This is a genomic window from Mycobacterium sp. 852002-51163_SCH5372311, from assembly GCF_001667115.1.
GTDB lineage: Bacteria > Actinomycetota > Actinomycetes > Mycobacteriales > Mycobacteriaceae > Mycobacterium.
Map to the genome: position 1 here is coordinate 85,700 of NZ_LZIJ01000079.1, position 20,364 is coordinate 106,063.

Genomic DNA, 20,364 nt, shown 5'->3' on the forward strand with positions numbered 1-20,364 from the left:
CGCCCGCCTCAGTGGTCGGTGAAGCTTCAACAATCTCGGTGTTGGCAGGTGAACACGTACGGAGGCGAGTAAGCATGGCTGACAACGTATTCGAGTACACGATCTATGTTGCGACTGATTCTCATCGCCTCTGGCAGGCGCTGACCGATCCGGCAGACACCAATCGCTGGTGGGGCGTGCGGTTCGACACAGATTGGCAAGCGGGCTCGCCGATGGTCTGGGAAAGCGCGGGCGCGCGGGTCGATGATCCCGATCAGCGCGTCGTCGAGGCCGAACCATCCCGCCGGTTGGCCTACACCTGGCACGGATTCACCTCCGAGTGGGCACACTCCCACGGGTTCGGCGACGACGTGGTGCCAATAGCCAGCGCCGAGCCGGTGTCCACCGTACGGTTCGAGCTCGAACAGCTCGGGCCGCTCGAAGGATTGCCGACAATCGTCAAGCTCAGCGTCGTCCACGACGGTTTTCCCGCCGACAGTGTGGTGCGTGCGTCGGTCGCCCGCGATTGGCCAGCGGCCTTGTCCAGCCTCAAGACGCTGCTCGAGACCGGCCAGCCGCTGCCCAGCGTGCATGCTTACGAAAAATGACGCCGACGGACACCGCCATGACGAGGGTCGGCCTCAACGGTTTGGGCAAGATGGGTGCGGGATGGGGGCCGACGCAATGCAAACGGTGAAGCTAGGCGCCGATGACGTCCTGTCGGAGCAGGAACGCCAGCGCCGCACTCGTGAAGGCCGCCGTCTGCTCGAGCATCACCCAGTGACCGCAATTGGGAAACACATGCAGTTCGGCGTTGGGAATGGTGCGCATCGGAATCAGCGCCATATCCAGCGGCGTGACCCTGTCGTCGCGACCCCAGCAGAGCAGGGTGGGCGCAATGATCGCATGCATCATCGCCCACGGCGGCGGACCGTGCGGGTGCGCGGAGGCCTTGACCACGTCTGCGAAGGCGGACTGGGCGAACGTCCGCCGGGCACTGGCCAGCGTGTGCGGCTGGGCGGTGCCGTTCCAGCGCTCCTCGATGAGTTGTTCTGTCAGGGTGGTCGGGTCGAACAGCATCGCGTGCATCCAACGGATCAACCGCTCGCGACTGGGATTGTCGCTGAAATCCTGCAGCACCCGGATGGCTTCCGAGGGAGCCGCGCTGAAGAGGTTCGGACCGCCGCCGCCGATGGTTACCAGTCGGCGCACCTTGCCCGGGTTGGCGATCGCGTAGTCGATACCGACACCGCCGCCCATCGAGTTGCCGATGATGCTTACGCGGTCCAGGCCAAGAGCGTTCATGAACCGGACAAAAGAATCCAGCGCGGTCAACATCGGATGGCCGTCAACATTGTCGCTGACGCCGAAGCCGGGAAACTCAAGGATCAGGCAGCGAAAGTTCTCAGCGAACGCTGGCAGCACCCCGCGGAAGTCACGCCAGCCCGTCACACCCGGGTCAGAACCGTGCAACAACATCAGCGGCGGACCGTCGCCGACTTCGCGATAGCGCAAAATGCCTTGGTCCGTGGCGATCTCGCGCAGCGTTGCTTCCGATGTGGGGCCCGAAGCCATGCCTGCCTACCCCCGTCGATGCCAATCCCGATGCCGGCGACGAACGTGTCGTCATCGCACAGCATAACGATCACCGCGGCCGCCGCAGTGGAATCCGGCCTGCCGGCGCTGGCAGGCGGCGGCGCAGTCAGCGCCATCGATATCAGGCTAGGGCACAACGGCCCGGTCGCGAACGCGCAGAAGAATTTGCCTGCAACAGAAGGCTTTTCACGGTTCCTTGCGAATCTCGCCAATCAGCGACGCTACGCATTTTCAACCACCAACCCAGCCGGTGGTACGGCCGCGATCCTCAATTCGGTTGCTACCAATAGCCGAAAGGCGCATAACAATGACTAACACAAGCGAGCAGTTGCCTGAGCCCAGCCCTTCCTCCGCGGTAAGCAAGGGAGGGGGCCCGCAATTCGCCTCCATCCACGTCTACGTGCAGCCGCGTCAGGCGGACCCGTTCATCAACAGCTGGATCGCCACCTTCGGCGGCCGCGTCAATCCCATGGGCATTGTCACGGTCACACCCACGCCCAGCCTGATCAACTCGGAGGTCATCCTCTCACCGGTCGGGACTCTGTCGGTGTTCGAGTTCATCGGACCGATGCCCTACCCGTTCGGCAACGAACGCGTCGGCTGGCGGGTCGCTGACCTCGACGCTGCCGTCCACGAAGCCCGCACCAACGGCGCGGCGATCCTGGTCGCACCGTTCGGGGACCCGGTCGGGCGACACGCCATCGTCCAGCTACCGGGGGCCATCACCGTGCAGCTGTATCGAGTAGGCCTACCGCTGCCGTGGGGCCCGCTGGAGACGATTCCCGATAGTCGGATATATCTCTCACCAGACACCGTCGACGCGTTCTTGCACGCCTACCTGCCAATAACGGCAGGCCAGGTAGCCGCCGACGATGCTGAGGCGGACGGCGCCGCAATCGGCAAGCCAGGCAGCATATTTCGACAAATCCGGATCACCTCGCCGATCGGCAACACCGTGGTCTTGGTGACCGATGGGCACCTGCCCTATCCTTTTGGGCGCGAGATCGCCGGCTACAGCGTGGCCGATCTGAATGCCACCCTCGTCAAGGCCAAATCGGCCGGCGTGGCGGTGCTGGCAGCTCCGATTCGCGTGGGCGGGACTCACAGTGCGGTGTTGCAGTTCCCGGGCGGCTATATCGCCGAAGTTCACGCGTCGGACGCCGCAGACAACGGTCCCTGACCAAGGCTTGCCCCGGACATCGATCTGTGCTCGGTTGCACGCAAAGGTCGGCGTTGTCAGCGGAATTGGATCTGAGTCACTGGTTAGCTCCGCCGCTTTGCGCGGGCGGATCGGCCAATATGCCTTGTAGCAGACCGGTGGCTTGACCCACCTCGATCAGATAGCCGTCCGGATCGCGCAGATAGCAGCGCAGCTCGGCCTTACGGTCGATGGGTGGAGTCAGAAATCGCGCGCCTTTGGCGCTCCACTGCTCATAACAGGCCGCGATGTCAGCGACGCGAAGGTTCAAAAAACTCGAGACCGTGCTCGGGTCTCCTGGAGGTTCCAGCGTGACGTCGGGCTTGTCCGGGGTCGGCCCGCCGCCCGGGTTCATGATCAGCCAGCTGTTCGCCAGCTTGACGATGCACGGGTTCTCCTCCAGCACCACCTGCCCGCCGAGAACCTCGGTGTAGAAGCGTCGTGCGCGGGCAATGTCGCGCACCGTCAAGAAATGTGTCACGAGCATCCCCTCTTCCGGGGCCGGCAAATCGGTTGTCACCGTTGTTCTCCTCGACCGCGTTGTCCGACGACCACCGCCGGGCTGCAACACCAGTGCAGCATCACGGTCGCCATGTCGCAGCACTTTGCGTGCCAACGCTCGAAGTGTGGTCGGCGCACCGATTCGACCGGAATGTGCATCGCCTCGACACCGGCGTACTGTCCTTGATTGCTTGCAGACCGATTGATAGCACTGCCCTCGGGCCGGCGGCCTCTGGCAGCCCTACGCCCTGCGCCACCGGGCGCACAAGAAGTCGCGGTTCACTCCGGACTCGATCAGCTTCCATGCCGAGGTAGTGGGAAGCAGCCGACCACCGCTACCCAGCGTGCGCGGGGCATAGGTGACAATCAGCTCGTCGACTAACCCCGCGTCGACGAATTGCGCCGCAGCGTCACCGCCACCCACCACCCAAATGTCCTGGTAGCCAGCCACCGCCATCAGTTGTGGGTGCAACTCGGCTACGTCGCCGCTGAATGTGTGGACCCGATGGCCCGAGGCCACGATCTGTGGGCGGTGGGTCAACACCCAGGTCGGCTGCGAATAGGGCCATCCGCCGGATTGTTGGTTCGCCATCCACTCGTAGGTTTTGGCCCCCATCACCACCGCACCCACCGAACGGCTGAACGCTGCATAACCAAAGGGACCCGCGGGCTCTAACTCGCACGAGACCAACCAATCCATGCTGCCGCGGTCATCGACGATATATCCGTCCAGGCTGGACGCGGTGAAGTAAATGGTCGGCATCTACACTCCTGCAGGGCGACGATTGAACGGGGCAAGTTACGCCGTTGCGCGTTCGAGGATTGCACGGTTGATGCCGCTGACGCGGGTGTGCGGTTAGGGCGATGCACCGAGTCGGTCGTAGAGCTGGTCACGGGTGAGCCCGAACCTTCCGAGCAAATCATCGTCTCGTGTCAGGTCGATGGGGTCAGGCAACGCCGATTTAGCCTCTTCGACTCGTGCGGGCGGCGCTCCCACTTTGCGCATCTCGTCCAAAGCAACGTCGCGCGGACATGATGTCATGGCGGCCAGCCTAGCGCGGTCAGCGCAACCGCGGCGACCAGGTTGCCAGCACAATCGGAAGGCCGGACCCCGTGACTTCGCGAGCGGCTGAGGTGGGGCGGGCTTTGTCAAAGATGGACGATCTCGAACGCCGCTGCCAAATCGGTGCCCAGTCGTTGTCCGGCGTGCTGTGCCATGTCACGCAGCATCGGCATGGGGTCTGAATCGGCGCCTAGCGCGGCGAGATAGCCGCGGTGCTCGGCCAACGAAGCCATCCCCGTCTGGAAGGTGTCGGTGACGTCGACGGCGTGGGTGGCGTGCGGCGAGCCGCCGATCGCGACCATCGTTACACCACCCCAGGCGAGCAAACCCTGATCGGCCAGCTCAGGGAAGATCCACCGGTTGCCCGCGTCGCGGGCGGCATCAATCGCCGCCACACCGACCGCGCGGTGATCTGCCATATTCCACCCGCCTGTTGGCCAGTGGTCGTGATGATTAAGCGTCAAGACCAGCTCAGGGCGGTAACGCCGGATCGCTGCGGCGATATCTCGCCGCAGCGCAAGGCTATACATGATGGTGCCGTCCGGATAGTCGAGGAAATCGACATGCTCGACGCCGACCACGGCCGCCGCGGCCCGCTGCTCGGCCTCGCGCTGCGGGCCAGTCTGCTCGGGGGGAAGATCGTCGATGCCAGCTTCCCCGCGACTCGCCAGCAGATAGGCGACCTGCTTACCCTGCGCAGTGAACCCAGCGACGGCCGCCGCCAGACCGTACTCGACGTCGTCAGGGTGGGCGACCACCGCTAGCGCGCGCCGCCAATCCTGCGGAAAGTGCTCTAACGGCGAGCTGTTCACAAGCGATCACCCTCACCGAATGTCCATGAAGTCCTTGCGGGCGCGCTGCCGACCTCGAGCAGGGCAGACCAGTTCCACGTTGCCATATTCACCGCGCGTCCACCGTTGTTGTAGTTGAGCTAAGTGGCGACGAGGCCGAGGAGCTCGTCCACCGACCACTGATCGTCGGCGTGCACGCCGTACTTGCGAGCGAGCACGGTTCCATCGGGGGCGATGAGGAAGTCTGCCGGCCTGCCTAAGTGATCCTCGCCGATTCCGAGTGGGCCGGCCAGCGATCGACTGCGTAGCAGCCCGCGGACGGCGCCACGCATCGCGCCGGGATGCAGCACCGCGCCAATCGATGACTCCACACCAAATTCCTTGTACAGCTTACGATCTGGGTCAGCGACCACCGCGAAGGGCAAGTCGGACTGGTAGCGGCGGAGCGCATCGGGGGCAGAGTGGAAGACCACGATTTCGGTGACTCCGGCTTCGGTGATCTCGCTGCTGCGGCGGGCCATCTCGCGAAGATGAAGGCTGCAAATGGGGCAGCCGGCGAACCGTCGAAATTGAAGGTGCACGGTTTCATTCGGTGCCGGAAACGCGATCTCCGCGCCACCGATCGTCGTGAGTGTCCGCGGGTCGACCTTGTCGCCGGCCTTCAGCATCGCGGGACCTCCATTATTGAGTGAAACGACTCCAAACCCTTAATCGCAGTATTGAGTAAAATGACTCCAAATGTCAAGCTCACCCGTTGCCGACGCGCGTGGCCCGGGGCGCCCGGCACAGTTCGATCGTGACCAGGCGCTCGACGGTCTGCTGATGTTGATCTGGCGGAAGGGCTACGACGCGGCCACGCAAGAGGAGATGCTAGCCGCGACCGGCCTCTCGTCGTCGACGCTCTACCGATCCTTTGGCAACAAGGCAGACATCCTAGGGGTCGTTCTGCAGCGCTATCTCACTTCCACGAACGCGATGCTCGCCCCGCTCGAAAACGGCCGCGCGGGCACCGCGGATGTGCACGCGTTCCTCAACCACATCCGCGCGCAGCTCGACGGCCCAATGAGCACCGCCGGATGTCTCGTGGTGGACACCATGCAAGACCCGATAAATCAGGACCCACGAATCAAGCGCCTTACCGATAGCCACATGGACCGGATGCGTCGGGGCCTTACCGCAGCGCTGCAACGCGCCGCAGATGCCGGCGAGCTTGCGCCGTCCGCAGCGTCGACATTGGCCGACGCTCTGCGGGCCGGCGTCTTCGGCGTGCTGGTCCGGGCCCGAGCCGGCGACATCGAGGACGCAATCACATTGCTCAGGGGCGTGCGCTCGCTGCTACCAAAACAGGGGCGCTACGTTTCCGGCTCACGTGTCACAAACGACATCGAGATGACACGGCAAACCGGAAAATGACACGCGGAGTGAAGAACATACACACCACGACACCTGCCGCTGCTGCGGAAGAGGCTGTCTCCGTATGCATTCCGTCACAGTGACGCCTGTGCGTCTGATCGCCCGACGCTGGGCATCACCGTACTGACGCAGTAGTCGCACGCCGATATCTACACCGTTGGCCTGGGCTGGCGGCGGTGGCGCGATTCCGAAGAGCACTACACCCGTCGCAACATCCGGGACTACTGCAGGCCCTCCTCGACGCTGGCGTGTATCGCCACGGCGTCCCCGTGGAGGCAATGGCACAACTGGGGATATTACCCAAATCGGCATCGCGCTCGCCGAAGCGCCCAAGCGAACGCGCAGACAGATCCGACACGAGCTGACGACTGCAATGCACCCGCTCATGGCAGGCCAACGCCGACCCACTCCGAAGGCGAAACGAAGCCCAGCCACCGAAGCAGGCACCACCTGGGCGAGATACGTTCAGCGGTAGGAAAGTTCGGACTCCGGACCCGATCAGTCGCGTTTCGTCTCGTAGCGCAGCAGGACCGTGCCGCCCGGGAAGGTGCGATTCTCCAACAGTCGCAGCGAGATCCATGACGGCAGGGTCGGGAAGAACGGGGTGCCGCCGCCCACGGCGGTGGGCGTGACCACGATCCGGTATTCGTCCACCAGTCCGGCCTGCACGATCGGTGCGGCCAGCGTCGCGCCGGCCACCTCCAGCCTGCCGTCGGTTTCGGCTTTCAGCTTCGTCACCACCTTGACAGGCTCGCCACGTTCCAGGCGGGAGTTCCAGCCGACGGACTCCAGGGTGCGCGAGAACACGACCTTGGGCATGTCGCGCCAAATGCGGGCGAAGTCAACGATCAAAGGGGTGGCATCCGGCGCCTTGTCGGCGGTCGGCCAGTACGCGGACATCAGTTCGTAGAGCCGCCGGCCGTAGAACGCAAGGGCGGTCTCCCGCTCGAAGTCGTTCCAGTACTGGTGCAGTTCTTCGCTCGGATCGGCCCAGTCAATGTTGCGTCGTGCGTCGGCGATGTACCCGTCCACCGACACGTTGAAGCCATAGATCAGTTTGCCCATGCAGATCAGACTTCACCGGAGGGCAAAACTCATCGCGACGCCACACGAGAGATTGTTCAAAATGTCCAATTGGACATCGTGTGGACAATTCAGACGAGAATTGGACACGCAGGTTGAGGACCTAGAACTACCAGGCAATCACCTGGCCATGTTGGCGAATCGCGACAAGTGCAGTTGGTGCGCGACGGTCACCGTCCTGGTCGGACCGTTACGGTGTTTGGCCAGAATCAAATCCGCTTCTCCCCCGCGCGGATCGTCGCGATCGAACGCGTCGGGCCGATGGAGAAGAATCACGACGTCAGCATCTTGTTCCAGCGAGTTGTGTACTGAGATTCCTTGTGCCACAAAGTTATTGGTGCCGGGCACAGTGCCATCGTAGACGTCTTGCTCACCAAGGCTGGCGATCTCAACAACCGTATCCCAATACACGTCGCTAGTGGAGAGCGCATGAATGTCGCCATCGTCCAATAAAGCCGCCGCACGATGCAGTCTCGCCCGGCTGGGTGAGTGCTTCCACATCGTCGACCCACAGAACTGGGTGTTCATGGCAGCAGCGAACTGCCGGTGCGTTATCCGCCTGCTGGACAGCAGCTCGCGGACCTGCGCCCAAACCTCTTTCGGCACCGTGTCCTGATTTGTATTCCGCACCACATATTCGAGGCGAGTCAACACCTCCTGCGCCGCTGCTCCTCTCGCGCCGTGCACCCCGACGTGATTAAGGAACCTGGCTTGATTTTCCGCCCCGTAAATGTATAAGTGCCAGCACTCGCGGTAGCCGAGTTTCTGCGCGCGCTTGATCCTCGTGAAGACGCCCACCCGGAGGAGCAGTTGAGCGACGTCATCGACAAGTCGACGGCTGGTCGATGCGTAGTAAATCTGGCCCTGGCCAGCCGTCGCATCCCAGCGCACAGACCCATCCGTGGCCCACAGATGACGCAGGAATAGCGCCACCTGATCGTTAGGAGCGCGGAATATGGCCTCCGGCACGAATTTTTCGTGACTCCGCTTCCCGAACAGGCCGAGGCTGTCTAGCCAAGCCGCAATTGGGTTGCGACGACCGCGCGCCACCCGCTCTGGTGCCGGCATCCGCAGCGTGGTCACTCGGGCCGCGGGGTATTCGTCCCGCACCGCTTTCACACCGAAGTGCGCGGCTGAAATCGTCACCGCGACCAGATTCGCTTCGTCGATCGACGCGTAGCGGATCGGCTGGTTCTTCACACACGAACCGTCACCGATCATGTGGGCCAGCAGAATCAGCTCGGACTCGTCCATCCGCTGAGTGTCGACGGGCTCGGGAACCCGTCGGGGCACCGCGATACGATCACCAATCTTCAGCTGCTCCAAGGGAGTCCAACCCTCGAGCTTCATAAATGGATGGTTAGCCGTTGCCTCGACCTCCCGCCCCGAGGCCAGCCGCAGCCGGAACACCTCTTTGCGGCCACTCGGAAACACATTGGTCATCGGCCGGGCGACCATGCGCAGCCGCTCGTCGAGCGACCACACCAGGGGGCGTTCGCCGGTCTGCATCAGCTCGCCAAATGTGACCTCAGTTCCGGTGTCGGCGCGCAGGATTCGCGTGGCAGCGGTCAGACACCCCGACTCGCGAAGGTCGGCCAGCATCGGCTTCTTGTCGGTGCGCTGCTCGGGCCCACGATTCAGCTGGCTGATCGCGACCACGGGAACCTCCAGCTCCTTCGCTAAAAGCTTGAGATGCCTGGAAAACTCGGAAACCTCCACCTGTCGCGACTCATACCTCTTGCCCGAGGTCATGAGCTGCATGTAATCCACCACCACCAGCCTGAGGTCGGCCTTCTGCCGTAGCCGCCGGGCCTTGGCCCGGACCTCCATCATGGTGAGGTTGGGCGAATCGTCGATATACAGTGGCGCCTCGCTGATTTCGCTCATCCGCCGCGCCAGCCGAGTCCAGTCGTCATCGTTCATCCGGCCCGAACGCATATCGGAGAGCTTGATTTTCGCTTCCGCTGAAAGCAGCCGCATCACGATTTCGGACTTGCTCATCTCCAGCGAGAAGATGACGCTCGCCATGCGGTGCTTGATCGAACACGACCGCATGAAATCCAAGCCCAGGGTGGAGTTGTGGGTCGGAACCATCCCGTGGCCCGCCAGGTACAGATGGTCGATGTTGTCCACTTGGACGCAGCGCACTGCCACGCTGGGCACTCGACGCACCGAATCGACCTGCAGCACCGGAGTCAATACGGCAGTCTGCCGCTGGGCGTAATGCGCGGTCGACCCGGCTGCGTTGATGGTGTCCAAGCCACAACGCAACTGATCCGACGTCCGGATGCCGTAGCTCGTCGGCCACTGATGCGCCGCGTCGGCGACAATGACTGTGCCGTCTGAGAACTCGATCTCGTAGCACGGCCGTCCAAGCATCACCTCGGTCGCTGCCACCACCCGCGTCGGCTTCCCGTCGGCGCCGAGCAACTCATCTCCGACACTGACGTCGCCCATCGGCGTCCAGCCGGTCGGCGTCGGCAGCGCCGTATCCAGCGCAAGCGCCTTCCCCACACCGGGACGGGCCGCGACGATGACCATCTGCCCTGGATGCAGACCGTTGGTCACCTCGTCGAGTTCGGTGAAACCCGTCGGCACACCGCGCGCCAAGCCGCCGTTGGACGCGATGGCGTCGATCTCGTCCATCGTCGGCTGCAGCAGATCCTCGAGCGGCACGAAGTCCTCGGACAGCCGACGATCGGCGACGTCGTAGATTTCGGCCTGTGCGCGGTCGACCACCTCGGCCACATCGGCGCCCTCGGCACCGGCGTAGCCGTACTGCACGACCCGTGTCCCGGCTTCCACCAGGCGGCGCAGCAGCGCCTTCTCCGCGACGATGCCCGCGTAGTAGCCCGCGTTCGCGGCCGTCGGCACCGTCGAAATGAGCGTGTGCAGATACGGCGCACCGCCGATACGGCGCAGCAACCCACGCCGGTCCAGCTCGGCCGCTACCGTCACCGCGTCGGCCGGCTCACCCCGCCCGTACAAGTCGAGGATGGCGTCGTAGACGTTCTGGTGTGCCGGGCGGTAGAAGTCGCCGGGCCGAAGCCGTTCCAGCACATCGGCGATCGCATCCTTGCTCAGCAGCATCCCGCCCAGCACGGACTGCTCGGCGGCCAGATCCTGCGGTGGCTGACGGCCGAAGTCCTCACTGGGCGGCGTGGCATCCATGCCCGGGTGCCCCAGATCGTCAACGACCGCCATACGCTCTCACCTCCTCCGACCAGGCACCCGAACATACATTCGACAGCTGTTCTCAAGAGCGTAAGTCACGACACCGACACCCCCGCCCCGCTCCAATTGGCCGGCTGCTCAGCAGGTCGCTGTGCAACCCGCATTTGTCGCCGTCCTGAAGCACCTGCCATCGCCTCGCGCCGGGATGACGTTAAACGTTGCTGGAAGGTACTCCAAGAGGTGTTGTTCATGGAGCTGTGCATCGCGTGTGCATATCCGTCGGCACCTGTGTTGAGCGGGGTGTGGAGAACCTGTGGATCAATGCGGGGTGTTACGACATCACTGCTGATAAACGTCCCATGACACGCAGCATTCTGTGTGGACAACAATCTCTTCGGCGTGTCGGGCCAGGTTACCTAGTCGGGCGTGTTGGTTTTCGGCCAGATTTTCGGTGCGTTAAGCACCGGTAAAAACGGTCGCCTCGAACCGTGTTCGAAATAGTTCGCCAGCCACGGCCGCGGTCCAGTCCCCTACATATGCGATGGGACGGCCGCGAAAAGACGCAACAGCAACCCATTCGCCGGAAGCGGGGTGCTGTTGCGTCTGTTCGCCAGAACTAGCCTTCGGCGACGACGTCGACGGCAACCTCGACGTCGACTTCGGGGTGCAGGTGCACCGCCACCGGATGGGTGCCGACGGACTTGATATGCGCCTTGGGCAACCGGACGATCCGCTTGTCGAGGTTGGGCCCGCCGGCCTTCTTGATGGCGGTCACGACGTCGTTGGCGGTCACCGAGCCGAACAACTTGCCGGAATCGGCCGCGGTCTTCACCGGCAACGAAACCGGGCCCAAGGCCTCGATCGCGGCCTTGATTTCGTTGGCGTGCTCCAGGTCTCGCACGGTCTTGGTGTCGCGGGCCCGGCGGATCTCGTCGGCCTGTTTCTGGGCGCCACGTGAGGCGACGATCGCCAGCCCGCGCGGCAGCAGGAAGTTGCGCCCGTACCCGTCCTTGACCTCGACCGTGTCGCCGACGGAACCCAGGTGGTCGACGTCGGCGGTCAGAATAAGCTTCATCGTATTACGAACTCTCCGTTAAGTTTTCGTCGATTACCGCGCCGACGAGGTGAAGGGCAGCAGGGCGACCTCGCGGGCATTCTTCACCGCGAGCGCGATGTCCCGCTGGTGCTGCACGCAGTTGCCGGTGACCCGGCGCGCCCGGATCTTGCCGCGCTCACTGATGTAGGTCCGCAGCAGCGTGGTGTCCTTGTAGTCGATCACTTGTTCTTTCTTGGCACAGAAGACGCATTTACGCGCCTTGATGGGCTTTTCCGGAGCCGGGCGCCGCTTGGTGGATTTGGCCATGTCTCTCGTTCTTTCCGTTCAGAAGTGTCTTGAAGTGTCGTGAAATCAGAAGGGGGGTTCGTCGTCGCCGCCGCCGAACGAACCCGACGCCGGGGCGCTGCCCCACGGGTCGTCGGCCGGTGCGCTGCTCGGCTGGGCCGGCGCCTGCCGGGATCCACCGCCGCCACCGCCACCGCCGCCACCGAAGCCGCCGCCTCCGCCGCCGCTGCGGCTGGCCTTGTTGACCTTGGCGGTGGCATAGCGCAGCGAGGGGCCGATTTCGTCGACCTCGACCTCGACGACGGTGCGCTTCTCGCCTTCGCGGGTTTCGAAGGACCGCTGCTTGAGCCGGCCGGTGACGATCACGCGGGATCCGCGGGTCAGGCTTTCGGCCACGTTCTCCGCGGCTTCACGCCAGATGTTGCACCGCAGGAACAGCGCCTCGCCGTCTTTCCATTCCCCGCTCTGGCGGTCATAGATCCTGGGTGTGGACGCCACGGTGAAGTTCGCCACCGCGGCACCCGACGGCGTGAACCGCAGTTCCGGGTCGGCCGTCAGGTTTCCGACGACGGTGATAGTGGTGTCACCAGCCACAACATTCCTCCTGGTCCTGCCCTGGTCCTGTCCTGGTCCGACCCGGTTCTGCCCCTGGTTTTCGCCTTGAATCGGCCGATAGGACATAACGAGCTATTCAACAGACTAAGCAACCGCGCTGACAGCGGACAGTCAGTGCTTGTCGGTGCGCATCACCTTGGTGCGCAACACCGACTCGTTGAGGCTGAGCTGACGGTCGAGCTCGGACACTGTCGCCGGCTCGGCCTTCAGGTCGATGACCACATAAATGCCCTCGGCGTGCTTGGCGATCTCGTACGCCAGCCGGCGCTTACCCCAGATGTCGATCTTTTCGACCGTTCCGCCGTCTTTGCGGACGACGTTGAGGAACGTCTCCAAGGACGGGGCCACGGTGCGTTCGTCGAGCGTGGGGTCAAGAATGACCATGATTTCGTATGGACGCATGGAAACCTCACCACCTCCTCTGGTCTGTACGGCCACGGCCTTTCCGTGGCAGGAGGGTCGCCTGCGTCGGCAACCCCGCCAGGCTACCGGACGGCAGGTCAGCTGGGAAAATCCGCGACCTGATCACTGCCTGGCATGCAGGAATTCCTCGGCCCTGGCCTTCGTCGCCGCGTCGGCCTTGGCGAGAGAGCCCGAATCGAACGGAGGCTGCGGGTCGTATTCGATGAGCAGCTGAGCGGCCTGCGCCGCCTGCGCATCGACCAGCAGCTCGACCAGCCGCAGGGCCATGTCGATGCCACTGGACACACCCGCGGCCGTGATGATCCGCTGCGGCAGGTGCTCGACGACGCGCTCCGGCACGTAGCGCGCGCCCAACTCGTTGAGCAGGTCGGCCGCCCGCCAATGCGTCGTCGCGGTAAGTCCGTCGAGCAGGCCCGCGGCGGCCAGCAGCAGCGCACCGGTACACACCGAGGTGGTGAAGGTGGTGTGCGGATGCACCTGCTGCAGCCAGCCCCGGATGATTTGGTCGTGGATCAGCTGGCGGGTGCCGATACCCCCGGGGACGACCACGACGTCGGCTGTCCCGACTTCGTCGAACGTGGCGTCGCAGGTGACCCCCAGCATCCCGTTCTCCGTACGCATTTCACCCCGCCGGTGGCCGACGAAGACCACGTCCACCGCCGGAATGCGTTGCAGCACTTCGTAGGGTCCGATGGCGTCCAGTGCGGTGAATCGGGCAAACACCGGGATTGCGACCAGCATCAGGTGCTCCTGGCGGCGGTCGGGGCGTCGTCTCCCGTGGCTGCCTCGGTCTCGGCGGGAACCCGCGCCGGGACCGCGCGCCGCCGCCCTCCGGCCGGACGCAGCTCCTCTGGCAACCAACCGGGTGGCGCGTCGGGCGCGCGGTCGAAGGGCCCGCCCACCGGATCGTCCAGCCGCCCGTTCCACCGCACCAGGTCCTCGTCGGGCCGGTAGATCTGCCGGATCACCAACGCGCACAGCGCTACAACGGCGATGTCGCGCAGCAGCACGGTCGTGGTGAACCACTGCTCGGGCAGCGATCGGTTCGGGTTGCCGTAGAGGTAATACATCCGGGGAACCCACACCAACGCGTCAATCGTCATCCACGCCAGCAATATTCGGCGGTGCGGCAATGCCAGCACCGCCAGCGGTACCAGCCACAGCGAGAACTGCGGGCTCCACACCTTGTTGGTCAACAGGAACGCGGCCAGCGTCAGGAAAGCCAGCTGCGCCAGCCGTGGCCGCTGCGGCGCGGTGAGCGCGATGTAAGCGATTGCCGCACAACACACTGCGAACAACCCCGTCACCACCGCGTTCAAGACCGTGGGCGGCTCCCAGAAGCCCAGATTCGGATCGAATCCCCGCCAACCGGTGAACGATTTCACCACGTTGTACAGCGAGTCCATGTCGTCGCCGCGGCGGGTGTTGAGCCGGAAGAACTCCGACCAGCCGCGCGGAAACAGCACCAGCACGGGCAGATTCACCAGCAACCAGGTCGCGGCCGCTGAGGCGGCCGTCCGGGCCACCGCCGGCAGCCGCCCGGTGCGGATGCCCAATATCAACATCGGGCCCAAGAACAGCAGCGGATACAGCTTGGCCGCAGCACCCAACCCGATCAGAACGCCCGCCAGCGCCGGTTTGCGCCGCGCCCATGCCAGCAGTCCGGCCATCGCGAATCCCGTTGCCAGAGCGTCGAAATTGGTAAAGATCTGGAAGATCACCAGCGGGGAAGCCGCCACCAGCGCCGCGTCCCAGATCCGCCGGCCCGCCAGGCCCGAGGTTGCCCAAACCGTTGCCAGCCAAGCCAGCGCCAGCCCGAATGCGGCCACATCGAAGAACACCACGACTTCGGCAATCACCGGCAGCGCAATTAGTTTGCTCAGCGCCGTATAGGTTTTGGCCACCGCCATCGACACGTACTGGTAGACGCCGGTCAGCACCGGATACTCCATGTAGCGCACCGCGGGCTTGCCGTCGTAGCGGGTCTGCGGGGCGCCGCTGCCGTCGGTCTCGATCCAACTGGATTTGTACGGAAACTTGCCCTGGCTCAACAACTCCGCGCCGTACAGCGGCACGGTATCGGAGTAGCACAGTTCGTAGTAGGCGCGTTGATTCTCCCAGACCGCAACGCGCTGATCGCCAGGCCCGGTACCGGTGGTCTGCAGACAGGCCGCCTTCGTCGACCAGCCCAGTCCCAGGAACACCAGCGCGATCACGAACATCACCCGCAGCGGGGTCATCAGCCGGGCCCGGCCGATCAGGGCGTGCCGGCCAACCGGTCCGCCGCCCCCGTCGGAAACCGTCATCCAGCCGACCGTGGAAGTTGCGCCGGGTATCACGATCCCGGTCGGTCCGCCGTCGACGATCACCCTCGCGCCGCCGCCGCCGGCGCCGCCCGCCGGTCCGCCCGCTGAGCCCCCGCCGCCGTGACCGGCGCTCAGCAGCAGCGCGCCACCATCTCGCCGCATCCGTTGGCCGCGGATCTGCGGAGTATCGACAACCGCGATTGCCCAAGCCGCACCGACCCTTTGGCTGCCGCGCTGGCAGACGTCATCGGCGGACCGGTTGGCCGGCACGCCCTGATCGGCCGGGCCCGGCTCGGGGGGCGGAGCCGGCACACCCGCGTAGCCGCCGATCTCGGTGGGCTTGGGGAAGGATTCGTTGGAGGTGCCCTTCAGCGCCCCGTCCATCGTTGACTTCCAGATGTCCGACGGCAGGCCCGAACCGTAAACCGCTCCGCCCGACGCGGTTACCAGCGGTTGGTCGCCCTTGACGGTGCCCACCCAGACTGCCGTGGACAGCGAGGGCGTGTACCCGACCATCCACGCGTCTTTGTTCGACTTGGTGTCACCCAGTTGGGTGGTGCCGGTTTTGGCCGCCGACGGCCGGCCGCCGGCCAAACTGTGGCCGCGTGAATAGCCGGCTATCGGCTGCATGGCAGCGGTGACGTTATCGGCCACCGCCTTGGGGATGCGCTGGTCGCCGGCGCTGTTCGCAGTACCGGCGTCGAACAACACCTGGCCTTCGGCGTTGACGACCTTCTGCACGAAGTGCGGCCGGTAATAAATGCCGGACGCCGCCAGCGTGGCGTACGCGGATGCCATGTCGATAACCCGAGTTTGGTACTGGCCCAGCACAATTCCGTTGTTGGGTGGTCCGCCCTTGCCGTCCTCGGACAGGGTATGCGGGACACCCGGGAAGCTGGTCGCGATCCCCGCTTGATGCGCAGCGTCCGCGACCGCCTGCGGTCCGTTCTTCAGCTTCAGCATCAAGCGGTAGTAGGACGTGTTCAACGATTGCTTGAGCGCCTCGGCGATATTGCAGGTGCCGCAACCCTCGCCGTCGACGTTGGTGATCTTGATGCCGTCGACGGTCAACGGGGAGCTGTCGACCTGGTAACCCAGGCCGATACCTTGTTCGAGCGCCGCGACAAGCGCGAACACCTTGAACGACGAACCGGTCTGCAGCCCGGCCTGAGCGAAGTCGAATCCGTTGGCCTCAGAACCGCCGTAGTAGGCGCGGATGGCGCCGTTGTGCGGGTCGATTGACACCACGGCGGCGCGCATGTCGGGATTCTGGCCGTCGAGGTACTTCGATACCGCTTTCACCGCGGCCTGCTGAGCCTGCGGCTCGATGGTGGTGGTGACCTGCAGGCCCTGGGTGTTCAGCGTCTGCTCGTCGATGTTGAACAGCTCCATCAATTCCCTGGTGACCTGCCGCTCGATAAGCCCGTTGGGGCCGGTGGTCTGGAACTGCGCGCGGGCCTGATCCGGCGGCACGGTCGCCGGAAACACCTGTGCCGCCCGGTCACTCGCTGACAGGGCCTTGGTTTCTACCATGCCGTCGAGAACCCAGTTCCAGCGCGCGTCGGCACCCTTGGGATCGACGGCGGGATCCAGGCTCGACGGCCGCCGGATCAGCGCCGCCAGCAACGCCCCTTCGGAGACGGTGAGTTGCTCGACGGGTTTGTTGAAGTAGGCCTTCGCCGCAGCCGAAATCCCGTAGGCCCCGCGGCCGAAGTAGATGATGTTCAAATACGCTTGCAGCACATCGTCTTTGGACCACTCCCCCGACATCTTGGTGGCGATCACCAATTCCTTGGCCTTGCGCATCAGTCCGCTCCACCCGTGCTGTGCGGAACCGACCAGCGCGTTCTTCACATACTGCTGGGTGATCGTCGAGCCCCCCTGCAGATCACCGCTGCCGAACAGGTTGTTGTTCACCGCGCGCGCGAACCCGCTGAACGAGAAGCCGGGATTGGTATAGAAATTGCGATCTTCGGCGGCGATCACGGCCCGGCGCACATGCACCGGCACTTGACTGATGTTGACGTCTACCCGATTGCCTTCGGGCGGAATGATTTTCGCGATCTCCGAGCCGTCGCTGGCCAGTATCGTCGATACCTGGTTGGTACGGATGTCACCCGGCTTGGGGATGTCGACGATGAAGTAGGCCATGGCGAAGGTGACTATCGGCAGCAGCAAAACCACCACCGCGGTCAGGACCAGCGCACGTCGCACCCACTTCCAGTTGACCTGCTGCTTGAGCTGCTGCAACCAGGGCAAATTCGTACCGCGCCCACGGCCGCGCGCGCCGGATCCTCTGGGAGTACCGGATGGGGGTGGTGGTCCGCCTGGCGGACGCCGTCCGGAGCCGGGCCGTCGCTGCCGGTTCGGCGCCGGCGCGTCCAGCGCGGCCTTGACTTCCTCGATCGGATCACGTCTCGCAGGCGCCTCGGGCGGCGCGGCGGCGTCGCGCGGCGTGGGTGTCGACAACTGCCGCTTCTCCGGCGCAGGACGATCCAGGGCGGCCTTGACCTCCTCGATCGGGTCCGTCCGGCCAGGGGCGCGGTCGTCGCGGACCGGCGGGATGATCGACGTCAACCGGTCGTCGGGGGGAACCTCTCGGCGCTGGCCCCGCGGACGAGACCCCGCGGCCTCGTCCGGACCCGCATGCTTGCCTGCACGTTCAGTCGGTGACCCCTTCGGGTCGTCACTGGACTGATCGTGGCGCCCTTCGTTATTCACTGGCCGTGCGGGCGCCGTTGCGCGCCGTCCGCGTGCCGCGCGTCCCCCTCGGGGGCGGTGCCGGGCGTGCCGCGCCGAGCACATACGACTTGACCAGGTGATTCCAGCTGCAGGTTCGGCATACCTCCACCACGTGGACGGCGAATTCGGAGAACCGGGTTGCCAGCAACACCAATTCTTCGGCCGTGCGGGCCGAGCCCGATACCGCGCCCAGCTGGTCGCCGAACACCCACGACACCAACGTGAGCTGCTCCTTGCGGCATATCGGGCAGATCACCTGGCTCGTCTTCCCGTGAAACTTCGCCGCGCGCAGCAGATATGGATTTGCGTCACACACCTCGGAGACACCGGTGCGTCCCGAGTACACCTCAGCCAGCAGTGAGCGCCGCCGAAGCGTGTAGTCCACCACCTGTCGCTGCAGTCGCACGGTGACCAGAGTACGTCCCCCGGCGCAGCACCGTTAGGCAACCAAGGCGGTTGTCCGCGTCGTCGCCGGGCTGAGCGGCGGTATCGCTGATCGCGACCGGCGCAGTACTTCTACGATCAACGCGTGGCGAAATGGCTCGGGGCACCGCTCGGCGGAGGGTTGACCACTGCGACCCGCGCCAAGGACACCGACCGGCAAGAGATCTGCACGGTTCTCGACAACGCCCTGGCCGACGGCGAGCTCTCCGGAGAAGAGCACCGCGAACGGATCGGTAAGGCCACCAACGCCGTGACGCTCGGTGATTTAAAGGTTCTGGTGTCGGATCTACAGAGCGGCACCGCCCCGGCGCGACTGCGTGACACTAAGTTTCCGCTGAAGATAACGCGATGGCGCGCGATGGCAGCCGCCTTCATCGGCTCGGTACTGCTGGGCGTCCTGATCGGCTGGGGACTGTACGGCAACACCGGCTCGCCGTTGCACTTCGCTGCGAATGCCGGGGACCCGGGGGCCAAGCCCGACGGGATCGCGCCGCTGGTGCTGACCCCGCCTACCCAATTGCACTCGCTCGGTGGGCTCACCGGCTTGCTGGAGCAAACACGCAAAAGGTTCGGAGACACCATGGGCTACCGGATGGTGATCTACCCGACCTACGCCGTGTACGACCGGCCGGACCCGTCCGACGATCGGCGCAAGCTGGCCTACGACTACCGCGGCGGCTGGGGCGACCCGACTAGTTCCGCGAAAACCAGCGGCGAACCGGACGTGCCCGTCGACCTCGGCAAGTTCGACGTGGCCAAGACCGTCGGCATAATGCGTGGCGCCGCGCAGACTCTCCACATCAAGCCCTCCGACGTCAAGAACATGTACCTGATCGTCGAACCCGCCAAGGATCCGTTAAAGCCCGACGCGTTGACTCTGTCGGTATACGTGTCCAGCGATTACGGCGGCGGCTCCATCAACTTCGCAGGTGACGGCACTATCAAGCGGCTCAGTTTGCCCTCTTGACGGCCGTTCGGCTGTCGAGCCGACCGATGTGACTAATAGCGCACCAACACCAGGTGGTGTTGTCGCAAATATATCGGAACGATACGATGGCACGAGGCGTCGAGCCGCTAATACGTTGAGTAACCAAGCCGAGCAAAGGAGGTGACTCGATGCTGGAACTCGCCATCCTGGGCCTCCTGATCGAATCGCCAATGCACGGCTACGAACTACGCAAACGCCTCACCGGTTTACTCGGTGCATTCCGCGCCTTCTCTTACGGTTCGCTGTATCCCGCTCTGCGGCGCATGCAGGCCGACGGCCTGATCGCCGAGAACGCCGCCCCGGCCGGCACCCCGGTCCGGCGTGCCCGGCGGGTCTACCAGCTAACCGAAGAAGGGCGACGTCGCTTCGCTGAATTGGTCGCCGACACCGGCCCGCACAACTACACCGACGACGGCTTCGGCGTACACCTGGCCTTCTTCAACCGCACACCGGCCGAAGCCCGGATGCGCATCCTGGAGGGTCGCCGCCGTCAGGTGGAGGAACGCCGGGAAGGTCTGCGTGAAGCGGTGGCCCGGGCCAGCAGCTCGTTCGACCGCTACACCCGCCAGTTGCACCAACTCGGGCTCGAGTCCAGCGAACGTGAAGTCAAGTGGCTCAATGAGCTCATCGCCGCGGAGCGGGCCATGCCCGGCCTCTCCGAGCAAACGTAGATCCCGCACCAACCGAACAGCCAAACCCCAACACC

General features: G+C 64.6%; 20 protein-coding genes. 6 read left to right on the forward strand and 14 right to left on the reverse strand.

All coding sequences use genetic code 11. From position 1 onward, the window contains the following. Positions 1 to 74: 74 nt before the first annotated feature. A complete protein-coding gene (locus tag A5791_RS10380; RefSeq protein ID WP_067234995.1) occupies positions 75 to 587 on the forward strand; it encodes an SRPBCC family protein in 513 nt (170 codons plus the stop codon). A gap of 91 nt (positions 588 to 678) precedes the next feature. On the opposite strand, the gene A5791_RS10385 is transcribed toward A5791_RS10380, so the two are convergent. Then, positions 679 to 1,554: an alpha/beta fold hydrolase gene (locus A5791_RS10385; protein ID WP_067234998.1), complete on the reverse strand. Its 876-nt coding sequence runs from the start codon at positions 1,552 to 1,554 to the stop codon at positions 679 to 681. A 30-nt stretch (positions 1,555 to 1,584) separates the two neighbouring features. On the opposite strand from A5791_RS10385, the gene A5791_RS10390 reads away from it, so the two are divergent. Then, on the forward strand, positions 1,585 to 1,890 hold the full coding sequence (locus tag A5791_RS10390; protein WP_067235001.1) for a hypothetical protein: 306 nt from the start codon (positions 1,585 to 1,587) through the stop codon (positions 1,888 to 1,890). Further along, positions 1,883 to 2,755: a glyoxalase gene (locus A5791_RS10395; RefSeq protein WP_067235007.1), complete on the forward strand. Its 873-nt coding sequence runs from the start codon at positions 1,883 to 1,885 to the stop codon at positions 2,753 to 2,755. Before A5791_RS10390 ends, A5791_RS10395 begins: the two co-directional genes overlap by 8 nt. Before the next feature lie 76 nt (positions 2,756 to 2,831). On the opposite strand, the gene A5791_RS10400 is transcribed toward A5791_RS10395, so the two are convergent. The 4 genes from A5791_RS10400 to A5791_RS10420 form a co-directional block, all read right to left on the reverse strand. Next, positions 2,832 to 3,293, reverse strand: coding sequence for a VOC family protein (locus A5791_RS10400; protein WP_231995850.1), 462 nt, complete (start codon positions 3,291 to 3,293; stop codon positions 2,832 to 2,834). Between the two features lie 222 nt (positions 3,294 to 3,515). Then, positions 3,516 to 4,037: a dihydrofolate reductase family protein gene (locus tag A5791_RS10405; protein ID WP_067235014.1), complete on the reverse strand. Its 522-nt coding sequence runs from the start codon at positions 4,035 to 4,037 to the stop codon at positions 3,516 to 3,518. A gap of 386 nt (positions 4,038 to 4,423) precedes the next feature. Beyond that, positions 4,424 to 5,149, reverse strand: coding sequence for a PIG-L deacetylase family protein (locus A5791_RS10415; protein WP_067235021.1), 726 nt, complete (start codon positions 5,147 to 5,149; stop codon positions 4,424 to 4,426). A 119-nt stretch (positions 5,150 to 5,268) separates the two neighbouring features. Then, positions 5,269 to 5,793 carry a peroxiredoxin-like family protein gene (locus A5791_RS10420; RefSeq protein ID WP_369828045.1) on the reverse strand — a complete coding sequence of 175 codons (525 nt, stop codon included), beginning with the start codon at positions 5,791 to 5,793 and terminating at the stop codon, positions 5,269 to 5,271. A 73-nt stretch (positions 5,794 to 5,866) separates the two neighbouring features. On the opposite strand from A5791_RS10420, the gene A5791_RS10425 reads away from it, so the two are divergent. Continuing rightward, positions 5,867 to 6,541, forward strand: coding sequence for a TetR/AcrR family transcriptional regulator (locus A5791_RS10425; protein WP_067235027.1), 675 nt, complete (start codon positions 5,867 to 5,869; stop codon positions 6,539 to 6,541). 498 nt (positions 6,542 to 7,039) lie between these two features. Here the strand turns inward: A5791_RS10425 and A5791_RS10430 are convergent, their stop codons facing one another. The 9 genes from A5791_RS10430 to A5791_RS10470 form a co-directional block, all read right to left on the reverse strand. Next, on the reverse strand, positions 7,040 to 7,606 hold the full coding sequence (locus tag A5791_RS10430; RefSeq protein WP_067235031.1) for a dihydrofolate reductase family protein: 567 nt from the start codon (positions 7,604 to 7,606) through the stop codon (positions 7,040 to 7,042). A gap of 138 nt (positions 7,607 to 7,744) precedes the next feature. Next, on the reverse strand, positions 7,745 to 10,828 hold the full coding sequence (locus A5791_RS10435) for a replicative DNA helicase (RefSeq protein ID WP_067235034.1): 3,084 nt from the start codon (positions 10,826 to 10,828) through the stop codon (positions 7,745 to 7,747). Positions 10,829 to 11,414: 586 nt separating this feature from the next. After that, positions 11,415 to 11,873, reverse strand: a complete 459-nt coding sequence (gene rplI / locus A5791_RS10440; protein WP_067235037.1) for a 50S ribosomal protein L9 — start codon at positions 11,871 to 11,873, stop codon at positions 11,415 to 11,417. 33 nt (positions 11,874 to 11,906) lie between these two features. Continuing rightward, positions 11,907 to 12,161 carry a 30S ribosomal protein S18 gene (gene rpsR / locus A5791_RS10445; RefSeq protein WP_067235040.1) on the reverse strand — a complete coding sequence of 85 codons (255 nt, stop codon included), beginning with the start codon at positions 12,159 to 12,161 and terminating at the stop codon, positions 11,907 to 11,909. 45 nt (positions 12,162 to 12,206) lie between these two features. Continuing rightward, positions 12,207 to 12,734, reverse strand: a complete 528-nt coding sequence (locus tag A5791_RS10450) for a single-stranded DNA-binding protein (protein ID WP_067235282.1) — start codon at positions 12,732 to 12,734, stop codon at positions 12,207 to 12,209. 132 nt (positions 12,735 to 12,866) lie between these two features. Further along, positions 12,867 to 13,157 (reverse strand): 30S ribosomal protein S6, encoded by a 291-nt coding sequence (rpsF, locus tag A5791_RS10455; protein WP_067235043.1) that lies wholly within the window; start codon positions 13,155 to 13,157, stop codon positions 12,867 to 12,869. A gap of 123 nt (positions 13,158 to 13,280) precedes the next feature. Beyond that, the gene (locus tag A5791_RS10460) at positions 13,281 to 13,919 is read right to left on the reverse strand and encodes a DJ-1/PfpI family protein (RefSeq protein WP_067235046.1); all 639 of its coding nucleotides are present in this window, start codon (positions 13,917 to 13,919) and stop codon (positions 13,281 to 13,283) included. Further along, the gene (locus A5791_RS27695; RefSeq protein ID WP_369828046.1) at positions 13,919 to 18,061 is read right to left on the reverse strand and encodes a transglycosylase domain-containing protein; all 4,143 of its coding nucleotides are present in this window, start codon (positions 18,059 to 18,061) and stop codon (positions 13,919 to 13,921) included. Before A5791_RS27695 ends, A5791_RS10460 begins: the two co-directional genes overlap by 1 nt. 136 nt (positions 18,062 to 18,197) lie before the next feature. Beyond that, on the reverse strand, positions 18,198 to 18,632 hold the full coding sequence (locus A5791_RS10470) for a DUF5318 family protein (RefSeq protein ID WP_067235049.1): 435 nt from the start codon (positions 18,630 to 18,632) through the stop codon (positions 18,198 to 18,200). A gap of 123 nt (positions 18,633 to 18,755) precedes the next feature. On the opposite strand from A5791_RS10470, the gene A5791_RS10475 reads away from it, so the two are divergent. Then, entirely contained in the window at positions 18,756 to 19,637 is an 882-nt protein-coding gene (locus A5791_RS10475; RefSeq protein WP_067235051.1) for a DUF1707 domain-containing protein, read from the forward strand. Between the two features lie 149 nt (positions 19,638 to 19,786). Next, complete coding sequence (locus A5791_RS10480) at positions 19,787 to 20,329, forward strand: PadR family transcriptional regulator (RefSeq protein WP_067235053.1); 543 nt, start codon at positions 19,787 to 19,789, stop codon at positions 20,327 to 20,329. The last annotated feature ends 35 nt before the right edge of the window (positions 20,330 to 20,364 follow it).

What these genes read in the sequence shown, in the direction of transcription:
- A5791_RS10380 (WP_067234995.1), top strand. Translation starts at nt 75, where the DNA reads ATGGCTGACAACGTATTCGAGTACACGATCTATGTTGCGACTGATTCT.
- A5791_RS10385 (WP_067234998.1), bottom strand. Translation starts at nt 1,554, where the DNA reads ATGGCTTCGGGCCCCACATCGGAAGCAACGCTGCGCGAGATCGCCACG.
- A5791_RS10390 (WP_067235001.1), top strand. Translation starts at nt 1,585, where the DNA reads ATGCCGGCGACGAACGTGTCGTCATCGCACAGCATAACGATCACCGCG.
- A5791_RS10395 (WP_067235007.1), top strand. Translation starts at nt 1,883, where the DNA reads ATGACTAACACAAGCGAGCAGTTGCCTGAGCCCAGCCCTTCCTCCGCG.
- A5791_RS10405 (WP_067235014.1), bottom strand. Translation starts at nt 4,037, where the DNA reads ATGCCGACCATTTACTTCACCGCGTCCAGCCTGGACGGATATATCGTC.
- A5791_RS10425 (WP_067235027.1), top strand. Translation starts at nt 5,867, where the DNA reads ATGTCAAGCTCACCCGTTGCCGACGCGCGTGGCCCGGGGCGCCCGGCA.
- A5791_RS10430 (WP_067235031.1), bottom strand. Translation starts at nt 7,606, where the DNA reads ATGGGCAAACTGATCTATGGCTTCAACGTGTCGGTGGACGGGTACATC.
- A5791_RS10435 (WP_067235034.1), bottom strand. Translation starts at nt 10,828, where the DNA reads ATGGCGGTCGTTGACGATCTGGGGCACCCGGGCATGGATGCCACGCCG.
- rplI (WP_067235037.1), bottom strand. Translation starts at nt 11,873, where the DNA reads ATGAAGCTTATTCTGACCGCCGACGTCGACCACCTGGGTTCCGTCGGC.
- rpsR (WP_067235040.1), bottom strand. Translation starts at nt 12,161, where the DNA reads ATGGCCAAATCCACCAAGCGGCGCCCGGCTCCGGAAAAGCCCATCAAG.
- rpsF (WP_067235043.1), bottom strand. Translation starts at nt 13,157, where the DNA reads ATGCGTCCATACGAAATCATGGTCATTCTTGACCCCACGCTCGACGAA.
- A5791_RS10460 (WP_067235046.1), bottom strand. Translation starts at nt 13,919, where the DNA reads ATGCTGGTCGCAATCCCGGTGTTTGCCCGATTCACCGCACTGGACGCC.
- A5791_RS10480 (WP_067235053.1), top strand. Translation starts at nt 19,787, where the DNA reads ATGCTGGAACTCGCCATCCTGGGCCTCCTGATCGAATCGCCAATGCAC.